This window comes from Aquiflexum gelatinilyticum (assembly GCF_024741135.1).
GTDB lineage: Bacteria > Bacteroidota > Bacteroidia > Cytophagales > Cyclobacteriaceae > Cognataquiflexum > Cognataquiflexum gelatinilyticum.
This window is the reverse complement of the sequence record NZ_JANSUY010000005.1, coordinates 103816-117920: the sequence shown is the minus strand read 5'-3', so window position 1 is coordinate 117920 and position 14105 is coordinate 103816. Positions and strand designations below refer to the sequence as shown.

Here is a 14105-nt window from a genome sequence, read left to right as displayed (position 1 = left end):
GCAGGAACAAGGGAAAATTTGAATTTAGAATGATAAATTAATAATGAGAGTCAAGTGGCAAGAAGCAAGAAACGAGACAAAAGAAATTTGGAATTTCTAAGTGATGCAAAGTGTCTCACTAGTCAAAGTGATTCCTTACCGTTGCAAGCTCCGGTTCAGGATAACGGATTCCTCAACCTGACACCCTGAAAACGCAAAGCAAACAACCATTACAATCAGTAGAACAATTACAACAACTAAAACAATTAGAACTGTAACACTCAAATAACACAAATTTTCATCACCGCAATCACTGAGGGTAGTTCTGAATTCTGTTCTTAGATTTTTTTCATTTTGGTTACTTTTTGACATGCCTTTTCCTTCCCGATTTCAAGTGGGTAAATAAAATCATACGTTGGGACAGAAAGAGAAAGCGTTTGTCCTAGACTGTGTTTTTCTGTGCTTGAACATCATTATTTTTAAACAAAGGTATCAGCATGAATTATCCCCAATTTAATGGTAAGATTTCTTAGACTATTGACCTAAGGTTGGATACCAAACTGTTTATTGTTTATATCTAAAAATAAATACCTAAAATATGAATTTCTCCAGAAGATTATTTTTAAAAAAATCAATTGCTGCCTCTGTGGTATCCACATTGATTTCTATTCCTTCGGCAGTATTGGCTTTGGGAGACCCCAAGTCAATCAGTTGGGTACATCTCGGTCCGGGAATAGATGAAGAGAACCTGAAGAATCTCATGGACTCCAACTATGCAAGAAATTCTGCCCTGATTTTTATCAATTCGGGTAGGTATAGAAATACAAAGGATATGATTGGTATCGGTCCATCAGGATCAATTGCCCAACTGATCAATTTTGACCCCGGCCTTTTACAGCTTTCTGATGATGACTTGCAAAAGAAAATAGCGGAAGCGCCGTACCCTCTAATAAATTCAAATTTTGATAAAAGTACAAGAGGCGGTTTGGCTGCTCTCCAAGAAAAGGTGGTTATCAAATTGAATGGAAAAAAGATCGGAGTATTAGGTATTGCCTTTACTGGAAGTAACCAGAGTATCACCCAAATTCTCAACATAATCCAAGCAAAAAGTCAAGAATTGAAAAATGAAGGATGTGATAAGGTCATCTGTTTGTTGGAAAATCCCAAAGATGTTTTTCCTTATTTGAATTATAGAGACTTTGTAAAAAGCAGCAAAGATGTCGATTGGTTTTTTACAGATTCAGACACATCAGAAAAGTCAAAAAGCTTTTCTTTAAGAAACAAAGATAATCAGGAAGTATTTCTTCAAGTTAACTCCGAAAATTCCAAAAATTTTGGAGTTACTACCATCAACCAGCATAAAGGAGCTTTTAATCACTACATCATTTAATCATTTAAAACTATGGATCCATTTATCGGACAAATCATGGAGACAGGTTTCAATTTTGCCCCTCCAGGATGGGCATTTTGTGACGGTTCTCTTTTACCAATTTCAGAATATGATGCTTTGTTTGCATTGATAGGTACTACTTATGGCGGAGATGGTCAAACAACCTTTGCACTGCCCGATCTTAGGGGGCGTAGTGCGCTTCATGCAGGTCAGGGACCAGGTTTGCCTTCTAATTCTATGGGTCAAACCGGGGGTGCTGTTTCTACCACTTTGACAGTAAGTAACCTTCCTCCCCATAATCATACCATTCAGGCTTCATCAGCGGCTGGAACCCAATCAAATCCTGCCAATGCCTTCCCTGCAAATGCCAATGTGATACCTGAGCGGGGAGCAGATCCAATTGGTGTCAACGCCTATGCTTCAAATCCAAATACGACGATGAATCCTATCATGGTCGGGAATGCAGGTGGGGGACAACCCATTGACAATATGCCTCCTTATTTGGCAGTAAATTATATTATTGCATTGTTTGGAATTTTCCCTTCACAGTCCTGAGATCAGAAAAAACATGAAAATTTCTCTTTTTAATTTTTCTCTTAGTATTTAAACAAAAATATAATGGAAACACCATATATAGGACAAATCATGGTAGTAGGATTCAATTTTGCCCCGCGAGGCTGGGCATTATGTGACGGCCAACTCTTACCGATTGCACAGAATACTGCTTTATTTTCACTATTAGGCACCACCTATGGTGGTAATGGTCAAACAACCTTTGCACTGCCCGATCTTAGGGGACGCATGGCGCTCCATCCAGGTCAGGGTCCGGGCTTGCCCGATTATAGTCTGGGTCAAATGGCGGGGGCACCTTCAACCACTTTGCTTGTCACCAATCTCCCCTCTCACAACCATCAGATTCAAGTTTCATCAGCAGATGGAACCCAATCAAATCCTGGCAATGCCTTCCCTGCCAATGCAAATGTGATACCTGAGCGGGGAGCAGATCCAATTGGAGTCAATGCCCATGCTTCAAATTCAAATACGACAATGAATCCAAGCATGGTCGGGAATGCAGGCGGAGGACAACCCATCAACAATATGCCTCCCTATTTGGCAGTATATCATGTTATTGCACTAGAAGGAATTTACCCTCCAAGACCCTGATATCAGGAAAAAACATAAAAATCTCTCTTTTTTTATCTCTCTGTTAAAAATTTAAACAAAAATAAAATGACACCATTTCTCGGACAAATCATAATGGTAGCCTTCAATTTTGCCCCGCGAGGATGGGCATTATGCAATGGTTCAATCCTATCAATTTCATCGAATACTGCTTTATTTGCATTGCTTGGCACCACCTATGGGGGAGATGGTCGCACAACCTTTGCGCTGCCCGATCTTAGGGGACGTTTGCTAATCCATCCGGGTCAGGGACCGGGTTTGCCCAATTATAGTCAGGGTGAAAGAGCGGGGACACCTACAACCTTTTTATCCGTAAATAACCTTCCTCCCCATAACCATCCTATTCTTGCTTCATCAGCAGCAGGTACCCAATCAAATCCTAGCAATGCCTTTCCTGCCATAGCCAATTTGATACCTGAGCGGGGTGCAGATCCCATTGGCGTCAACACCTATGCTTCAGGTGCAAATGCGGCAATGGCGCCAAGCACGGTCGGGAATACAGGCGGGGGACAACCCTTTAATAATATGCCTCCCTATTTGGCAGTAAATTATATTATTGCACTCCAAGGTATTTTCCCTTCGAGGCCGTAAGGCGTGAAATTGTATTAATTTTTATTTCTTCATTTTAACCTGACTACCATGAAACTTTCGTACCAAAGACAAATATTTTTATTCATCTCCATATGGTTTGCTTGGTCCCAGCAAGGTTTCGGACAACAAACCACTGTAAACTTTGACAGCTACATCGAAAACCAAGGGCTTTCTAATCCGCATGTGGAGGGAGAATTGAGGTTTGAGGCAATCAAAGGTGCTTCGGCTACTTGCACAGTCTGCGTAGGAATAGATATAAATGAAGGGAAAAACGGTGGTCCGGGATTAGATGACAGTAACCAGGAAATAGGAGGCATAATTGGTTGGAAAATATCCCGGGCAGACGATGCCTCTTTTCAGTTTTTGAGTATTTGGCTTCAGGATCGGGATATTTCAAATGCTTTGGGAACATCTGATTCGGGAACAATCAAAGCATTTAAGGGGGGTGCACAGGTAGGAGGTACAAAAACTATCAATTTTGATAGTGGGACTTCAGGTCTTAAATCTTTTGCCACTGACCCTGATTTTTTTGATGTGGACTATGTTTTAATAGAAGGGGTAGATCTTTTTTTGATTTTAGATGAAGTCACCTACAATGATCCATTTGTTGATGGTGACAATACTGCTCCGGCAGTTTTGGCGATTAACCTGATCGGTGCTCCCCTTAGTACAGCCACATCCGTTACTTACAATGTTGAATTTTCGAAAATCGCACAAAATGTAAGCTTAGACGATTTTGAGTTGACCAAGACAGGCTCTGCAAATGGAACAATAGCTTCGGTTACAGGATCAAATGCCACTTATTCGGTTCTTGTTACGGGATTATCTGGAGAAGGTACCATCAGGTTAGATATCAAGGCAGGTACCGACATCGCCAATGAAAACAATGTAAGCGGCACAGCTGCCTTCACTGCTGGGCAACTACATAACATTAGCCCATGTCTGGTCGAGGACTTTGAAGATGAGACGGATGGCAGTAAGACCTTTTCCTATGGGGGTAATGATTTTTCTATTACGGGAAATTTGGAGGTCCATACACAAACACCTTCAATTGGAATCAATGGCTCTCGGTATGTATTGCTCAATACGGGATCCGGACCATATATTATCAATTCTCTAACCAAAGATATCGGTTTAAAGAAATTTGCGGTTTTCCTTTCATCAGACGATGCCGGTAATTTCCCTACGAATGATGGTAGTATAACTGTTGTTGGCAAGAAGGATGGTTCCCAGGTTTATTCCATCACAAAAACATCCGGATTCCCGACAGACTTTAGTGCAAATAGCGGATATTACATTTTTGATTTAAGCACAGAAGGAGGAGCAGATAATTCCAAAATCCTCATCGATCAATTGGAGATTTCTTTGGGATCAGCCTTCCAATATATAAACATTGATAATTTCGAATTCTGTATAGATTTAGATGTCATAAACCCGGTCATCGAAAACTGTCCGACAGACATCATTGTATCCAACGATGCGGGTCAATGCGGTGCCGCAGTCAGTTGGACTCCTCCGACAGCGACAGACAACAGCGGTGCAGTAAACTTTGTTAGCAACTTTGAATCGGGTGCGGTATTCCCTGTGGGCACAACAGAAGTAACCTACACCGCTACCGATGAAGCAGGCAATCAGGCTACCTGTAGCTTTACAGTAAAAGTAAATGACACTACCCCGCCTGTGCCACCTATTTCACCTGAAGATTTGAATCTTCAGTGTGCCGGTGATGTCCCTGCTCCTTATGAGTTGACAGCCATAGACAATTGTAGCGGTGAGATTAAGGTAATGCCAACAGTTACCGAGCAATCAACAGGACCAACAAGTGTTGCCATTAAATACGAATGGGCATTTATTGATGCTTCAGGAAACTCAGTATTTGTGGTTCAAATAATAAATGTAAAAGATGATACCGCTCCGGTACCACCAATTGCACCTGAAGATTTGAATCTGAAATGTGGAAGTAATATCCCCGGATCTATTGAGTTAACTGCGATAGACAATTGTGATGGAGAGATAACAGTAAGCCCATCAATACAAGTGAAACCTGGTGCTTCACCAAATGATTTTGAATTAATCTATACCTGGACTTTTACCGATGCTTCAGGAAATTCAAGCAGCATAAGCCAGACAATCATAGTAAAAGATGATATTGCTCCTGTCCCACCTGTAGCCCCTGCGGACTTGAATCTGCAATGTGGAAGTGAAGTTCCGCCAGTGGTGGATCTCACTGCAATTGATAACTGTTCAGGACCGATTACAGTAAGCCCTACAGTAACAATAACCCCGGGAGCTTCCCCAAGTGATTTTGTAGAGGTTAGGACATGGACTTTTGTTGATGAGGATGGAAATTCAAGCAGTGTGAGTCAAAGGATCGTTGTGAGAGACAATATTCCGCCGTCCTTTGAGTTCTGTTCCGGCGACATCAACGAGACAGTTGCTTTTGGTGAAACGGGGAAAATAATCAATTTCCTACCGGCTGTAGCTTCCGATAACTGTTCAGTGCCTGCCATAGTATTGACATCTGGTTTGGCCAGTGGTTCGGTATTCCCATTGGGTACTACAACTGTTACCTATGTAGCAACAGATGAGGCAGGCAATTCAGCGGAATGCAGTTTTGACGTAACCGTCACCGCTGATCCTGACATTGAGGATCCTGTGATCAGCAACTGTCCTCCGGATTACTTTGTGTCAAACGATGAAGGTGAGTGCGGTGCTATATTCAGATTGACTGAACCGACGGCTACGGACAACAGCGGTTTTGTAGACTTCGTCAGCAACTTTGAGCCGGGTGATTTCTTCCCTGTGGGAACTACCCGAGTTACTTATACCGCCACAGACGCAGCAGGCAATCAGGCCACATGTAGTTTTGATGTGACAGTGGTCGACAACGAATTGCCGGAGTTTGGGTCAGTTTCTGATATCAACGTAACCGTTCCATCAGGTCAGACAGTCACGAGTGTTTCTGTTTCCGAGCCTCCGGTATCTGATAACTGTTCTGCCACCGTCACGGGAGAAAGGAATGACGGCATGCAGTTGACAGATCCATATCCTTTGGGCGAGACCATCATCACATGGTCAGCGAAGGATGAAGCAGGAAATGAAGCAGTGGAGATCCAACAAAAAGTAATTGTTGTGGAGGATAAGCAAAAGGTGACCCGATTTGTATTGGTGAACTCACAGACCGACGAAGATCTCTTTGAGATCACGGAAGGCATGGAGATAGATTCAGACCTCGTAAAGGGGATGCAGCTCAACATCCGTGCGGAAACCAATCCATCAGTGGTGGGCAGTGTATTCATGAGGATAACAGGACCTGTGGGTTCCACAAAGACTGAAAACTTGGCACCATATGCGCTCTTCGGTGACAGCAACGGGAATTACAGCGGCAGGTCACTTCCCAACGGGAATTATACCATGTCAGCCGTTCCATATACCCTTAGCGGAAGGAGTGGCGAAGAAGGCGATGCACTGACAGTCAATTTCAGTATAGTCCGTCCGTCAGTTCCAGTCAGCGGGATCAGTGTAGACCCTGCCACAGCAGAAATAGCGACAGGTTCGACAGTCCAGCTGACAGCCACCATACAGCCTTCCAATGCAAGCAACAAGGCAGTAACCTGGGGATCTTCCGATTCCGGCATTGCATCCGTCGATTCAGACGGATTGGTGACAGGAAATACTCCAGGTCAGGCGTTCATCACCGCGACTTCTTTAGATGGTGGACTGACGGCCTCCGCAACCATCACGGTCGTGGCTGTTCCCAACCTCAGCATTGTATCTTTCACATTGATCAATTCCGACACAGATGTTGATATGTTTGAGCTGAGCAATGGCATGGTGATCAACCAGAGCCAGATCAACGGCCTGAAGCTTAACGTGCGTGCAAATACCAATCCATCGATAGTGGGCAGTGTGTATATCAAACTTTCAGGACCTGTGAGCCGAACTACTACTGAGAATGTGGCACCCTATGCGCTCTTTGGCGACAAAAATGGCAACTATTCAGGTAAGTCATTATTACCGGGAAGCTATACCCTGACAGCAATGGCATATTCCGAGAGTGGAAGAAAAGGAACAGCAGGACCTGAGAAGACGATTACCTTTACCATAGTCAGCAATGCCTTCAGGACTGAAACCGAAACCGACAAACCTGAAAACGGTGTCATGGAAGATGAAAAACCTGCAATTGAAATCCAGGGTGCCTATACGCTGAAAGCCTTCCCTAATCCGGTACAGGACGGAAGGGTGAGTATCATGGACAGCAGGTTCAGGGAAGGAAAAGTGAAGTACATCCTATTCAGCATCACCGGCTCGAAACTGTCCGAAGGGGAAGCCGAGATAGGGGAAGGTAAAGCAATCCGATTGGACTTCTCAGGCAACGTCACACAGGCAGGGATGTATATCCTGATCCTAGATTATGACAAATACCCGTCTCTGCAACGTGTACAGCTGATATTTGAGTGAAATTGAGCTACGGTAAAAGCCGGTGAAGTTAAAAATAGATTGAACAAAAAACCCGGGTAAATCTGACCATTGAAATAAGGTTGGGTTTGCCCGGGTTTATATTTTTTTGGTAAAATGCTTTGGAGTAAACAAGGCAATTACGACAGCGCCTAACAGATAATCAAAAAAATCCAAGAGGCAGGAACAAGGGAAAATTTGAATTTAGAATGATAAATTAATAATGAGAGTCAAGTGGCAAGAAGCAAGAAACGCGACAAAAGAAATTTGGAATTTCTAAGTGAAGCGAAGTGTCTCACCAATCAAAGAGATTCCTTACCGTCACAAGCTCCGGTTCAGAATAACGGATTCCTCAGCCCGACAACCTGACAACCTACCTACCGTAGGCAGGCGCGCAGCAGACAACAACTAAAACAAATACAACCATTACAACAATTAAAACTCTTTAAAAAGAGACCCTTCGTTCCTCAGGGTTACGAAACCTGACAACAATAACAACTAGACAAAGCGAAGCAAACAACAACTACAACCACTAGAACAATTACAACCAGTTAACCAAATAACCAATTAACCAGATAACCCCTTAACCTGAAAACCTCATTCTTTCTCAAAAACCAAAAAGTGCTGTATTTTCATAAACTGACCGTTTTGGACTAGAGTGAAACCATTTGCTGATAGTTCTTTGGTGACTTGTTCAACGGTCATTTTGTGAAGTCTTTTAATGGCGACTTTGGGATCTTCTCCACGGTATTCTATCAGGAGGAGTTTGCCCTCCGGTTTGAGGGATTTTTTGATGTTCTGCAGTACCTCATGTGGATACTCCAACTCATGGTACACGTCTACCATAATGGCAAGGTCAATGGAATTTTCTGGAAGCATGGGTGATTTCTCTGTTCCTTTGATCGTCACCACATTGTCGAAGCCGAGTTCTTTGCTGCGATCCTCCAAGTATTTGATCGCAGGATCCTGGATTTCGACGGCATACACTTTGCCTTCTGGTACTTTCTTGGCAATCCGGAATGTGTAATATCCCGATCCTGCTCCGATATCTGCTACCACGCTCTTTTTATCTATGGGAAGGTTTTTGATCGCCAATTCGGTGTTTTCTTCCTGCGGACGGGTAGATCGTTCCAACCAACTCATTCCCATAAAGTTCATCACCTGGGAGATCTCCCTTCCCATGTATACTTTACCTGTCCCGTCCCGGTCAGGAGTTTTATAGGTGTAGATTTCATCAGTCTTGGTTTGGCTTTGGCCAAAAAGGAAAGACATTGAAAACAGAAAAATGAAGGAAAGGAATAGCTTTTTCATAATAGACTTGAACAGGTAAACTTTGGAAGCCAAAACAATATACCAAAAAAACTACCTTCTGAAACAATTGTTTTGACCGCTATTGGACGAATACTGTTCACATTTAATGTGGAGGGAAATCAAAAACAGCCTCCAAAGCCAAATTTACCCACTATTGGTGTTTGGCATGTTTTTAGGACATTACCTTTAAGCCAACTATTAAAACACTTATTGTTTTTTGATGAAAGCTAAACCAACTATTCATTCTTGGCCTTTTAAAAAGCCATCATCCGAACCAAGGTTTCCTGCCTCATAAACCACGACGTTCTTTCCATAGAGGTATTTTAGTTTATTGATACAAAGCAAGGTTAGGATCCTGTCCTAGCCTTGCTTTTTTTTTTGACCGTAGGCGAACATTAATGTCCGTGATTTGATGGATTTTTACCTTCAATCTGTGATTTTTCAATGTTTTGGCTGTTTTTGCATTGGCATGGAAGTGGGAAGGATGTTAGGAGGTTAAGAGGGATGGAAGTAGGGAAATATGGAGTACGATTTACGAAGTACGATTTACGAGGCAAATCAATGATTGAATGTTATGGCAACCATTCAGCGTTTTTTCTAGATGATAAGACAAAGTCTTGCTTCTCAGCTCTCGCTTCTTGTTTCTCGCTTCTTGGTTCTCGGTTCTCGGTTCTTGTATCTTACGTCTCAAATCTCACATCTCACGTCTAAATAATATGTGGAAAAACTACTTTAAAGTCTCCTTCAGAAACCTGTCCAAGCGGAAGCTTTACACCGGTATCAATATCCTTGGTCTGACCATTGCCATCGTCAGTTTTTTGGCGATCTCGCTATACATATACCATGAATTGAGCTATGACAGGATGTACACCGATGCGGACAGGATTTACCAATTCAATCAGGAGTTTGTTTCCGGTGGTGAAAGACAACTTGTCTCTTCCACTCCTTCGATGCTAGTTCCCACCTTGATGGCCGAAGTTCCGGAAGTAGAAATCGGTACTTTGGTTTTTGACCTCAGTATTTTCTCTTCCGTCGTCGTAGATGCAGGTAAGGGAAATCAGGAGGAATCGCGTTTTGCATTTGCAGATGAGAACTTCTTCAAAGTATTTGATTTTGAGGTTTTGGAAGGAAATCCCGACTTGGTCCTTTCCGAACCCAATCAGATTGTTTTGACAGAAAGCACTGCCAAAAGGTATTTTGGAAAAGTGAATGCTGCTACCGGAAAACCACTCAAAATAGATGGAGGAGAATACATTGTCTCAGGAGTGATGCAGGATTTTCCTTCCAACAGCCACCTTGATTTTGATTTCATAGCATCTTTCAAAACCCACCGTCACGGGACCAAACCCGAATGGTCTCCTTCCAATTATTATTCTTATGCCAAGCTGATTCCGAATGCGGATATGGCTGCTTTTTCTTCCAAGCTGGATCAGATGGTCGAAAAATACATGGGAGAGGACATGAACAATTACGGGTTTAGGACTTCCTTTCAGGTACAACCTGTCACCTCCATCCACTTGGGAGAAAATCAACTCCAAAGTATCAAACCCACTTCCGACATCAAGTACCTCTACATTTTTGGAATTGTGGCAGTGCTTTTGATATTTATCGGAATCATCAATTATGTCAACCTTGCCACTGCCGAAGCCACAGAGCGGAACAAGGAAGTGGGTTTGCGTAAAGTCATGGGAGCAGGCAGGATGCAGCTTTTTGGACAGTTTATCTCCGAATCATTTATCCTGACTTTTTCCGCCCTTGTATTCAGTCTATTGGCCCTTTATTTTATGGTGGATGCATTCGGAGATATATCCGGAGTACCCTTGCAGTTGGGATTGCTGCTGACACCTTCTGGCCTTGCCGTGATTTTGGGCTTGTTGCTGTTGATCGCTTTTCTTTCGGGAGTATATCCTGCCTTAATTCTGTCAGGCATGGAACCTTTGAAAGCTTTGGGCAAAAACGTCAAAATAGGAGGGGGAGCTTGGCTTCGCAAAGGTCTGGTCGTATTTCAGTTTTTTGTTTCTATAGGTTTGTTGGTAGCGACTCTGATCGTACAACGTCAGCTGGAATATATGCAATCCGTCAACCTCGGCTATGACAGGGAAGAAGTAGTCGCCCTAAGCTATCATTACAACATGAGAAAATCCGTAGGAAGTCTTAAGAATGAGCTCCTGCGGACGGGTGCTGCCCAATCGGTCACTTTGGCTGCAGACATGCCGATTTATATCAAAGCCGGCTACAAGATTTTCCCGGGATTGGATACGGACAAAGAAATGATGATCACCGGCTATTCGGTAGATCCGGATCTGGTCAAGACTTTGGGGTTGAAAATAGTCGCTGGAGAGGATTTTGCTGCTGAAGAAATCACGAGAACGGTTGCCTATAAGCAAGAAATCGAACATGCAGTCATGCTCAATGAAGCTGCTGTGAAAGAATTGGGTTGGACCAATGAAGAAGCTGTAGGCAAAAAGCTGAACTTCGGTTCGCCGACTTATGTCAAAGCTGTTGTGGGAGACTTTTACTTCAATTCACTGCATCATCAGGTTGGTCCGTTGGCTATCATGGTTGACCCTGAGCAGGCCAATGTCATTCTGGCAAAACTGCCGAAAGGAAATCCGGCAGAGCACTTAGCCAAAATGGAAGGAATTTGGAAAAGCCTTGCCCCTGACAGGCCTTTCAATTACAAATTTGTCGACCAGGAATATGCCCGCATGTACCAAACAGAAGAGAAAATAGGTTCTGTATTCAGCCTTTTTGCAGGGATCGCGATCTTCATCGCCTGCATGGGTTTGTTTGGGTTGGTTTCTTATGTGGCCTTAAGAAGAACCCGGGAAATCAGCATCCGCAAAGTCCTCGGAGCCACACAGGTCGATGTCCTGAAAGTGCTTTCCGCTGATTTCTTTGTGTTATTGGGAATATCGGCTGTGTTGGCGACAGCATTCGGAATCTGGTTTTCGAAGCAATGGCTCGAAGGATTTGCCTACAAAACCACTGTCTCCCCGATGGTGTATGTGGTTGCGATCCTGATAGTGGCTGCGATTTCTCTTTTGACTATCGGGTACCGCACTGTCAAAGTCAACAGACAAAATCCGGCAACGACGCTTAAGGACGAGTAGGGAATTTTGAATGATAAATTCTGAATGAAGAATGGTTTGGTTCTGCTGAATGGTACAAAATACACAAGGCAGAATACACATCGTCCTGTCATTTCGAACGTAGAGAGAAATCAAAAAAAAATAAATCTCGCAAAGACGCTAAAGCGCAAAAAAGGAAGAGAATAAAATTTAAAAATTCTGAATTTTATTATGAAGTATGAATGGGCTGAAGGGGAATTCAATCCTCCTCTTCATCCCTTTGCTTATAATCTCCTTCAAATTCATCCGCTATCCAATCATCTTGACACAACCAATATTCTGATGTCAGGACTTTGAAGTTTTTTCCGTCTGTAGTCTGCATGTCCCACAGAATTGATTCGGCTTCAGGAAAAGGAGCATTTCCTGTCATTTTATCTCCAAAGAGTCTTTTGATCAAGTTGCTGTCTGAAAGGCCTGCATCCAATAACTTGAGCATGCCTTCTTTGGTCATTTCCATCTTCGTAGTTTTGTCAAGCGGGGTCAGGGTACATTCATACTGACTGGCTTTGGTGTTGGGGAATCTGCCGTTGAAGGCCTTGTGGAGGAGTTGGTTGACATGGAAAAGGGTGGCATGCAGACTGATTTCGGGATATTCCTCAGCGATCTTGTCTAAGAGCATGTCGTTGGATATCTGTTCGATTTGACCTTTGGACAAGTCCCCGCTTAATTTGTAGGTCAGGACTATGGCTGCAGCTTCATTGGGTTCATAATCAGTAATGGCCATCATTAACAATTCCCTGAGAGAATCTTCTTCTGCACTTTCGGCATCAGGGAAACCGAAAAGATCTAAAAGTTGGATATAATCTGCTGCGGAATAATAATCCTTGACCTGATCCAATGTTTTGAAGGATGTAATTTTAATCTGAAATTTCATGATTTTTGACTTTGGTATAAGTTAGGTGGTATTGTTGGAGATGTAAGGGAATATCTCATAAATCGTTTTTTTAACCGCAATGGCCACAAAGGTTTCGTAAAGGGCGCAGTTGAAAGATATTTACCACTGAGCTCACAGTGAGCACAGAGAGGGATTGATTACTTTACCAATGAGATCACAGAGGGAACGGTGAAAATATTTATCTAACCGCAATGGGCACTAAGGTTTCCCAAAGGGCGCAAAGGCTGATATCCTTTGTTTTCATTGTTTCTTTAGTGTTTTAATATTCCCTCCCTTATATCCCTGGTTGAGGGAGAAGACACCTTATCGTCCGTCAGCGAACAAAAATGTTCGATCCTTCAAACCGAATTTCTTCAAAAAACGCCCTTATTCGAACAATAATGGGCTTTTTTTATGGCATAGGATTGGGATAAGTGGAAATGTTCAAAGTTTGGAGCAAATTCCATTCATTACAACCAATTCAGTCTTGTGTCTCACATCTTATGTCCAAATAATGATTCAGCTTAACCAAATTGACAAATTCATCGAATCGCGGTTTCAGCGGGTATTTATATTGAAAGGAATTGACCTCACCATCGAGCAAGGAGAATTTCTCACCCTGATGGGACCTTCCGGAGTCGGAAAATCGACTTTGCTCAATATTATAGGATTGTTGGATGAGGATTATGAAGGCAAATACTCCTTTGATGGAAGGTCGATCAATGACATGAAATCCAAGGAAAGGTCTTCACTACATAAATCTGAGTTTGGGTATATTTTTCAGGCATATCACCTCATAGACGAACTCACGGTGTATGAAAACATCGAAACCCCTTTGCTTTACCGGAATGTTTCTGGAAGTGAAAGGAAAAGCATCATTGCCAACCTTTTGGACAGGTTCAATATGGTGGCCAAAAAAGACCTTTTCCCGGAACAGCTTTCAGGCGGACAGCAGCAGTTGGTCGGAATAGCAAGGGCGATAGCAGGAAGACCAAGGGTATTGTTGGCAGATGAACCGACAGGAAACCTCCATTCTGCACAGGCAAAGGAAATCATGGAAGTATTTAAAGAACTCAACAAAGAAGGAACTACGATCATCCAAGCTACCCACGCCCGTGAAAATGCGGATTATGGGACAAGGTTGATTGAGATGTTGGATGGAAAAATTGACAAAGACATTGCCATATAA

At 42.9% G+C, this 14105-nt stretch carries 9 protein-coding genes; 7 read left to right on the top strand and 2 right to left on the bottom strand.

The genetic code is table 11. The features are described 5' to 3' along the window. The first annotated feature begins 577 nt into the window (after window positions 1-577). The 5 genes from NU887_RS09770 to NU887_RS09750 all read left to right on the top strand — a co-directional run bounded on the left by NU887_RS09770 (window position 578) and on the right by NU887_RS09750 (window position 7603). Window positions 578-1369, top strand: coding sequence for a hypothetical protein (locus NU887_RS09770; RefSeq protein WP_258423178.1), 792 nt, complete (start codon window positions 578-580; stop codon window positions 1367-1369). Between the two features lie 12 nt (window positions 1370-1381). After that, the gene (locus NU887_RS09765; RefSeq protein WP_258423177.1) at window positions 1382-1924 is read left to right on the top strand and encodes a phage tail protein; all 543 of its coding nucleotides are present in this window, start codon (window positions 1382-1384) and stop codon (window positions 1922-1924) included. Between the two features lie 63 nt (window positions 1925-1987). Then, the gene (locus NU887_RS09760; RefSeq protein ID WP_258423176.1) at window positions 1988-2533 is read left to right on the top strand and encodes a phage tail protein; all 546 of its coding nucleotides are present in this window, start codon (window positions 1988-1990) and stop codon (window positions 2531-2533) included. 66 nt (window positions 2534-2599) lie between these two features. Beyond that, window positions 2600-3142: a phage tail protein gene (locus tag NU887_RS09755; protein ID WP_258423175.1), complete on the top strand. Its 543-nt coding sequence runs from the start codon at window positions 2600-2602 to the stop codon at window positions 3140-3142. A gap of 48 nt (window positions 3143-3190) precedes the next feature. Next, the gene (locus NU887_RS09750) at window positions 3191-7603 is read left to right on the top strand and encodes an HYR domain-containing protein (RefSeq protein ID WP_258423174.1); all 4413 of its coding nucleotides are present in this window, start codon (window positions 3191-3193) and stop codon (window positions 7601-7603) included. Between the two features lie 594 nt (window positions 7604-8197). On the opposite strand, the gene NU887_RS09745 is transcribed toward NU887_RS09750, so the two are convergent. Next, entirely contained in the window at window positions 8198-8911 is a 714-nt protein-coding gene (locus NU887_RS09745; RefSeq protein WP_258423173.1) for a class I SAM-dependent methyltransferase, read from the bottom strand. Between the two features lie 716 nt (window positions 8912-9627). On the opposite strand from NU887_RS09745, the gene NU887_RS09740 reads away from it, so the two are divergent. After that, window positions 9628-12024: an ABC transporter permease gene (locus NU887_RS09740; protein ID WP_258423172.1), complete on the top strand. Its 2397-nt coding sequence runs from the start codon at window positions 9628-9630 to the stop codon at window positions 12022-12024. Between the two features lie 217 nt (window positions 12025-12241). Here the strand turns inward: NU887_RS09740 and NU887_RS09735 are convergent, their stop codons facing one another. After that, window positions 12242-12916 carry a hypothetical protein gene (locus tag NU887_RS09735; protein WP_258423171.1) on the bottom strand — a complete coding sequence of 225 codons (675 nt, stop codon included), beginning with the start codon at window positions 12914-12916 and terminating at the stop codon, window positions 12242-12244. A 514-nt stretch (window positions 12917-13430) separates the two neighbouring features. Between NU887_RS09735 and NU887_RS09730 the strand changes: the two genes are divergently transcribed. After that, entirely contained in the window at window positions 13431-14105 is a 675-nt protein-coding gene (locus NU887_RS09730; protein ID WP_258423170.1) for an ABC transporter ATP-binding protein, read from the top strand.

Bases quoted from the DNA above. Each gene is read 5' to 3' on its own strand.
- NU887_RS09740 (WP_258423172.1), top strand. From the start codon at position 9,628: ATGTGGAAAAACTACTTTAAAGTCTCCTTCAGAAACCTGTCCAAGCGG.
- NU887_RS09735 (WP_258423171.1), bottom strand. From the start codon at position 12,916: ATGAAATTTCAGATTAAAATTACATCCTTCAAAACATTGGATCAGGTC.
- NU887_RS09755 (WP_258423175.1), top strand. From the start codon at position 2,600: ATGACACCATTTCTCGGACAAATCATAATGGTAGCCTTCAATTTTGCC.
- NU887_RS09745 (WP_258423173.1), bottom strand. From the start codon at position 8,911: ATGAAAAAGCTATTCCTTTCCTTCATTTTTCTGTTTTCAATGTCTTTC.
- NU887_RS09730 (WP_258423170.1), top strand. From the start codon at position 13,431: ATGATTCAGCTTAACCAAATTGACAAATTCATCGAATCGCGGTTTCAG.
- NU887_RS09770 (WP_258423178.1), top strand. From the start codon at position 578: ATGAATTTCTCCAGAAGATTATTTTTAAAAAAATCAATTGCTGCCTCT.
- NU887_RS09750 (WP_258423174.1), top strand. From the start codon at position 3,191: ATGAAACTTTCGTACCAAAGACAAATATTTTTATTCATCTCCATATGG.
- NU887_RS09760 (WP_258423176.1), top strand. From the start codon at position 1,988: ATGGAAACACCATATATAGGACAAATCATGGTAGTAGGATTCAATTTT.
- NU887_RS09765 (WP_258423177.1), top strand. From the start codon at position 1,382: ATGGATCCATTTATCGGACAAATCATGGAGACAGGTTTCAATTTTGCC.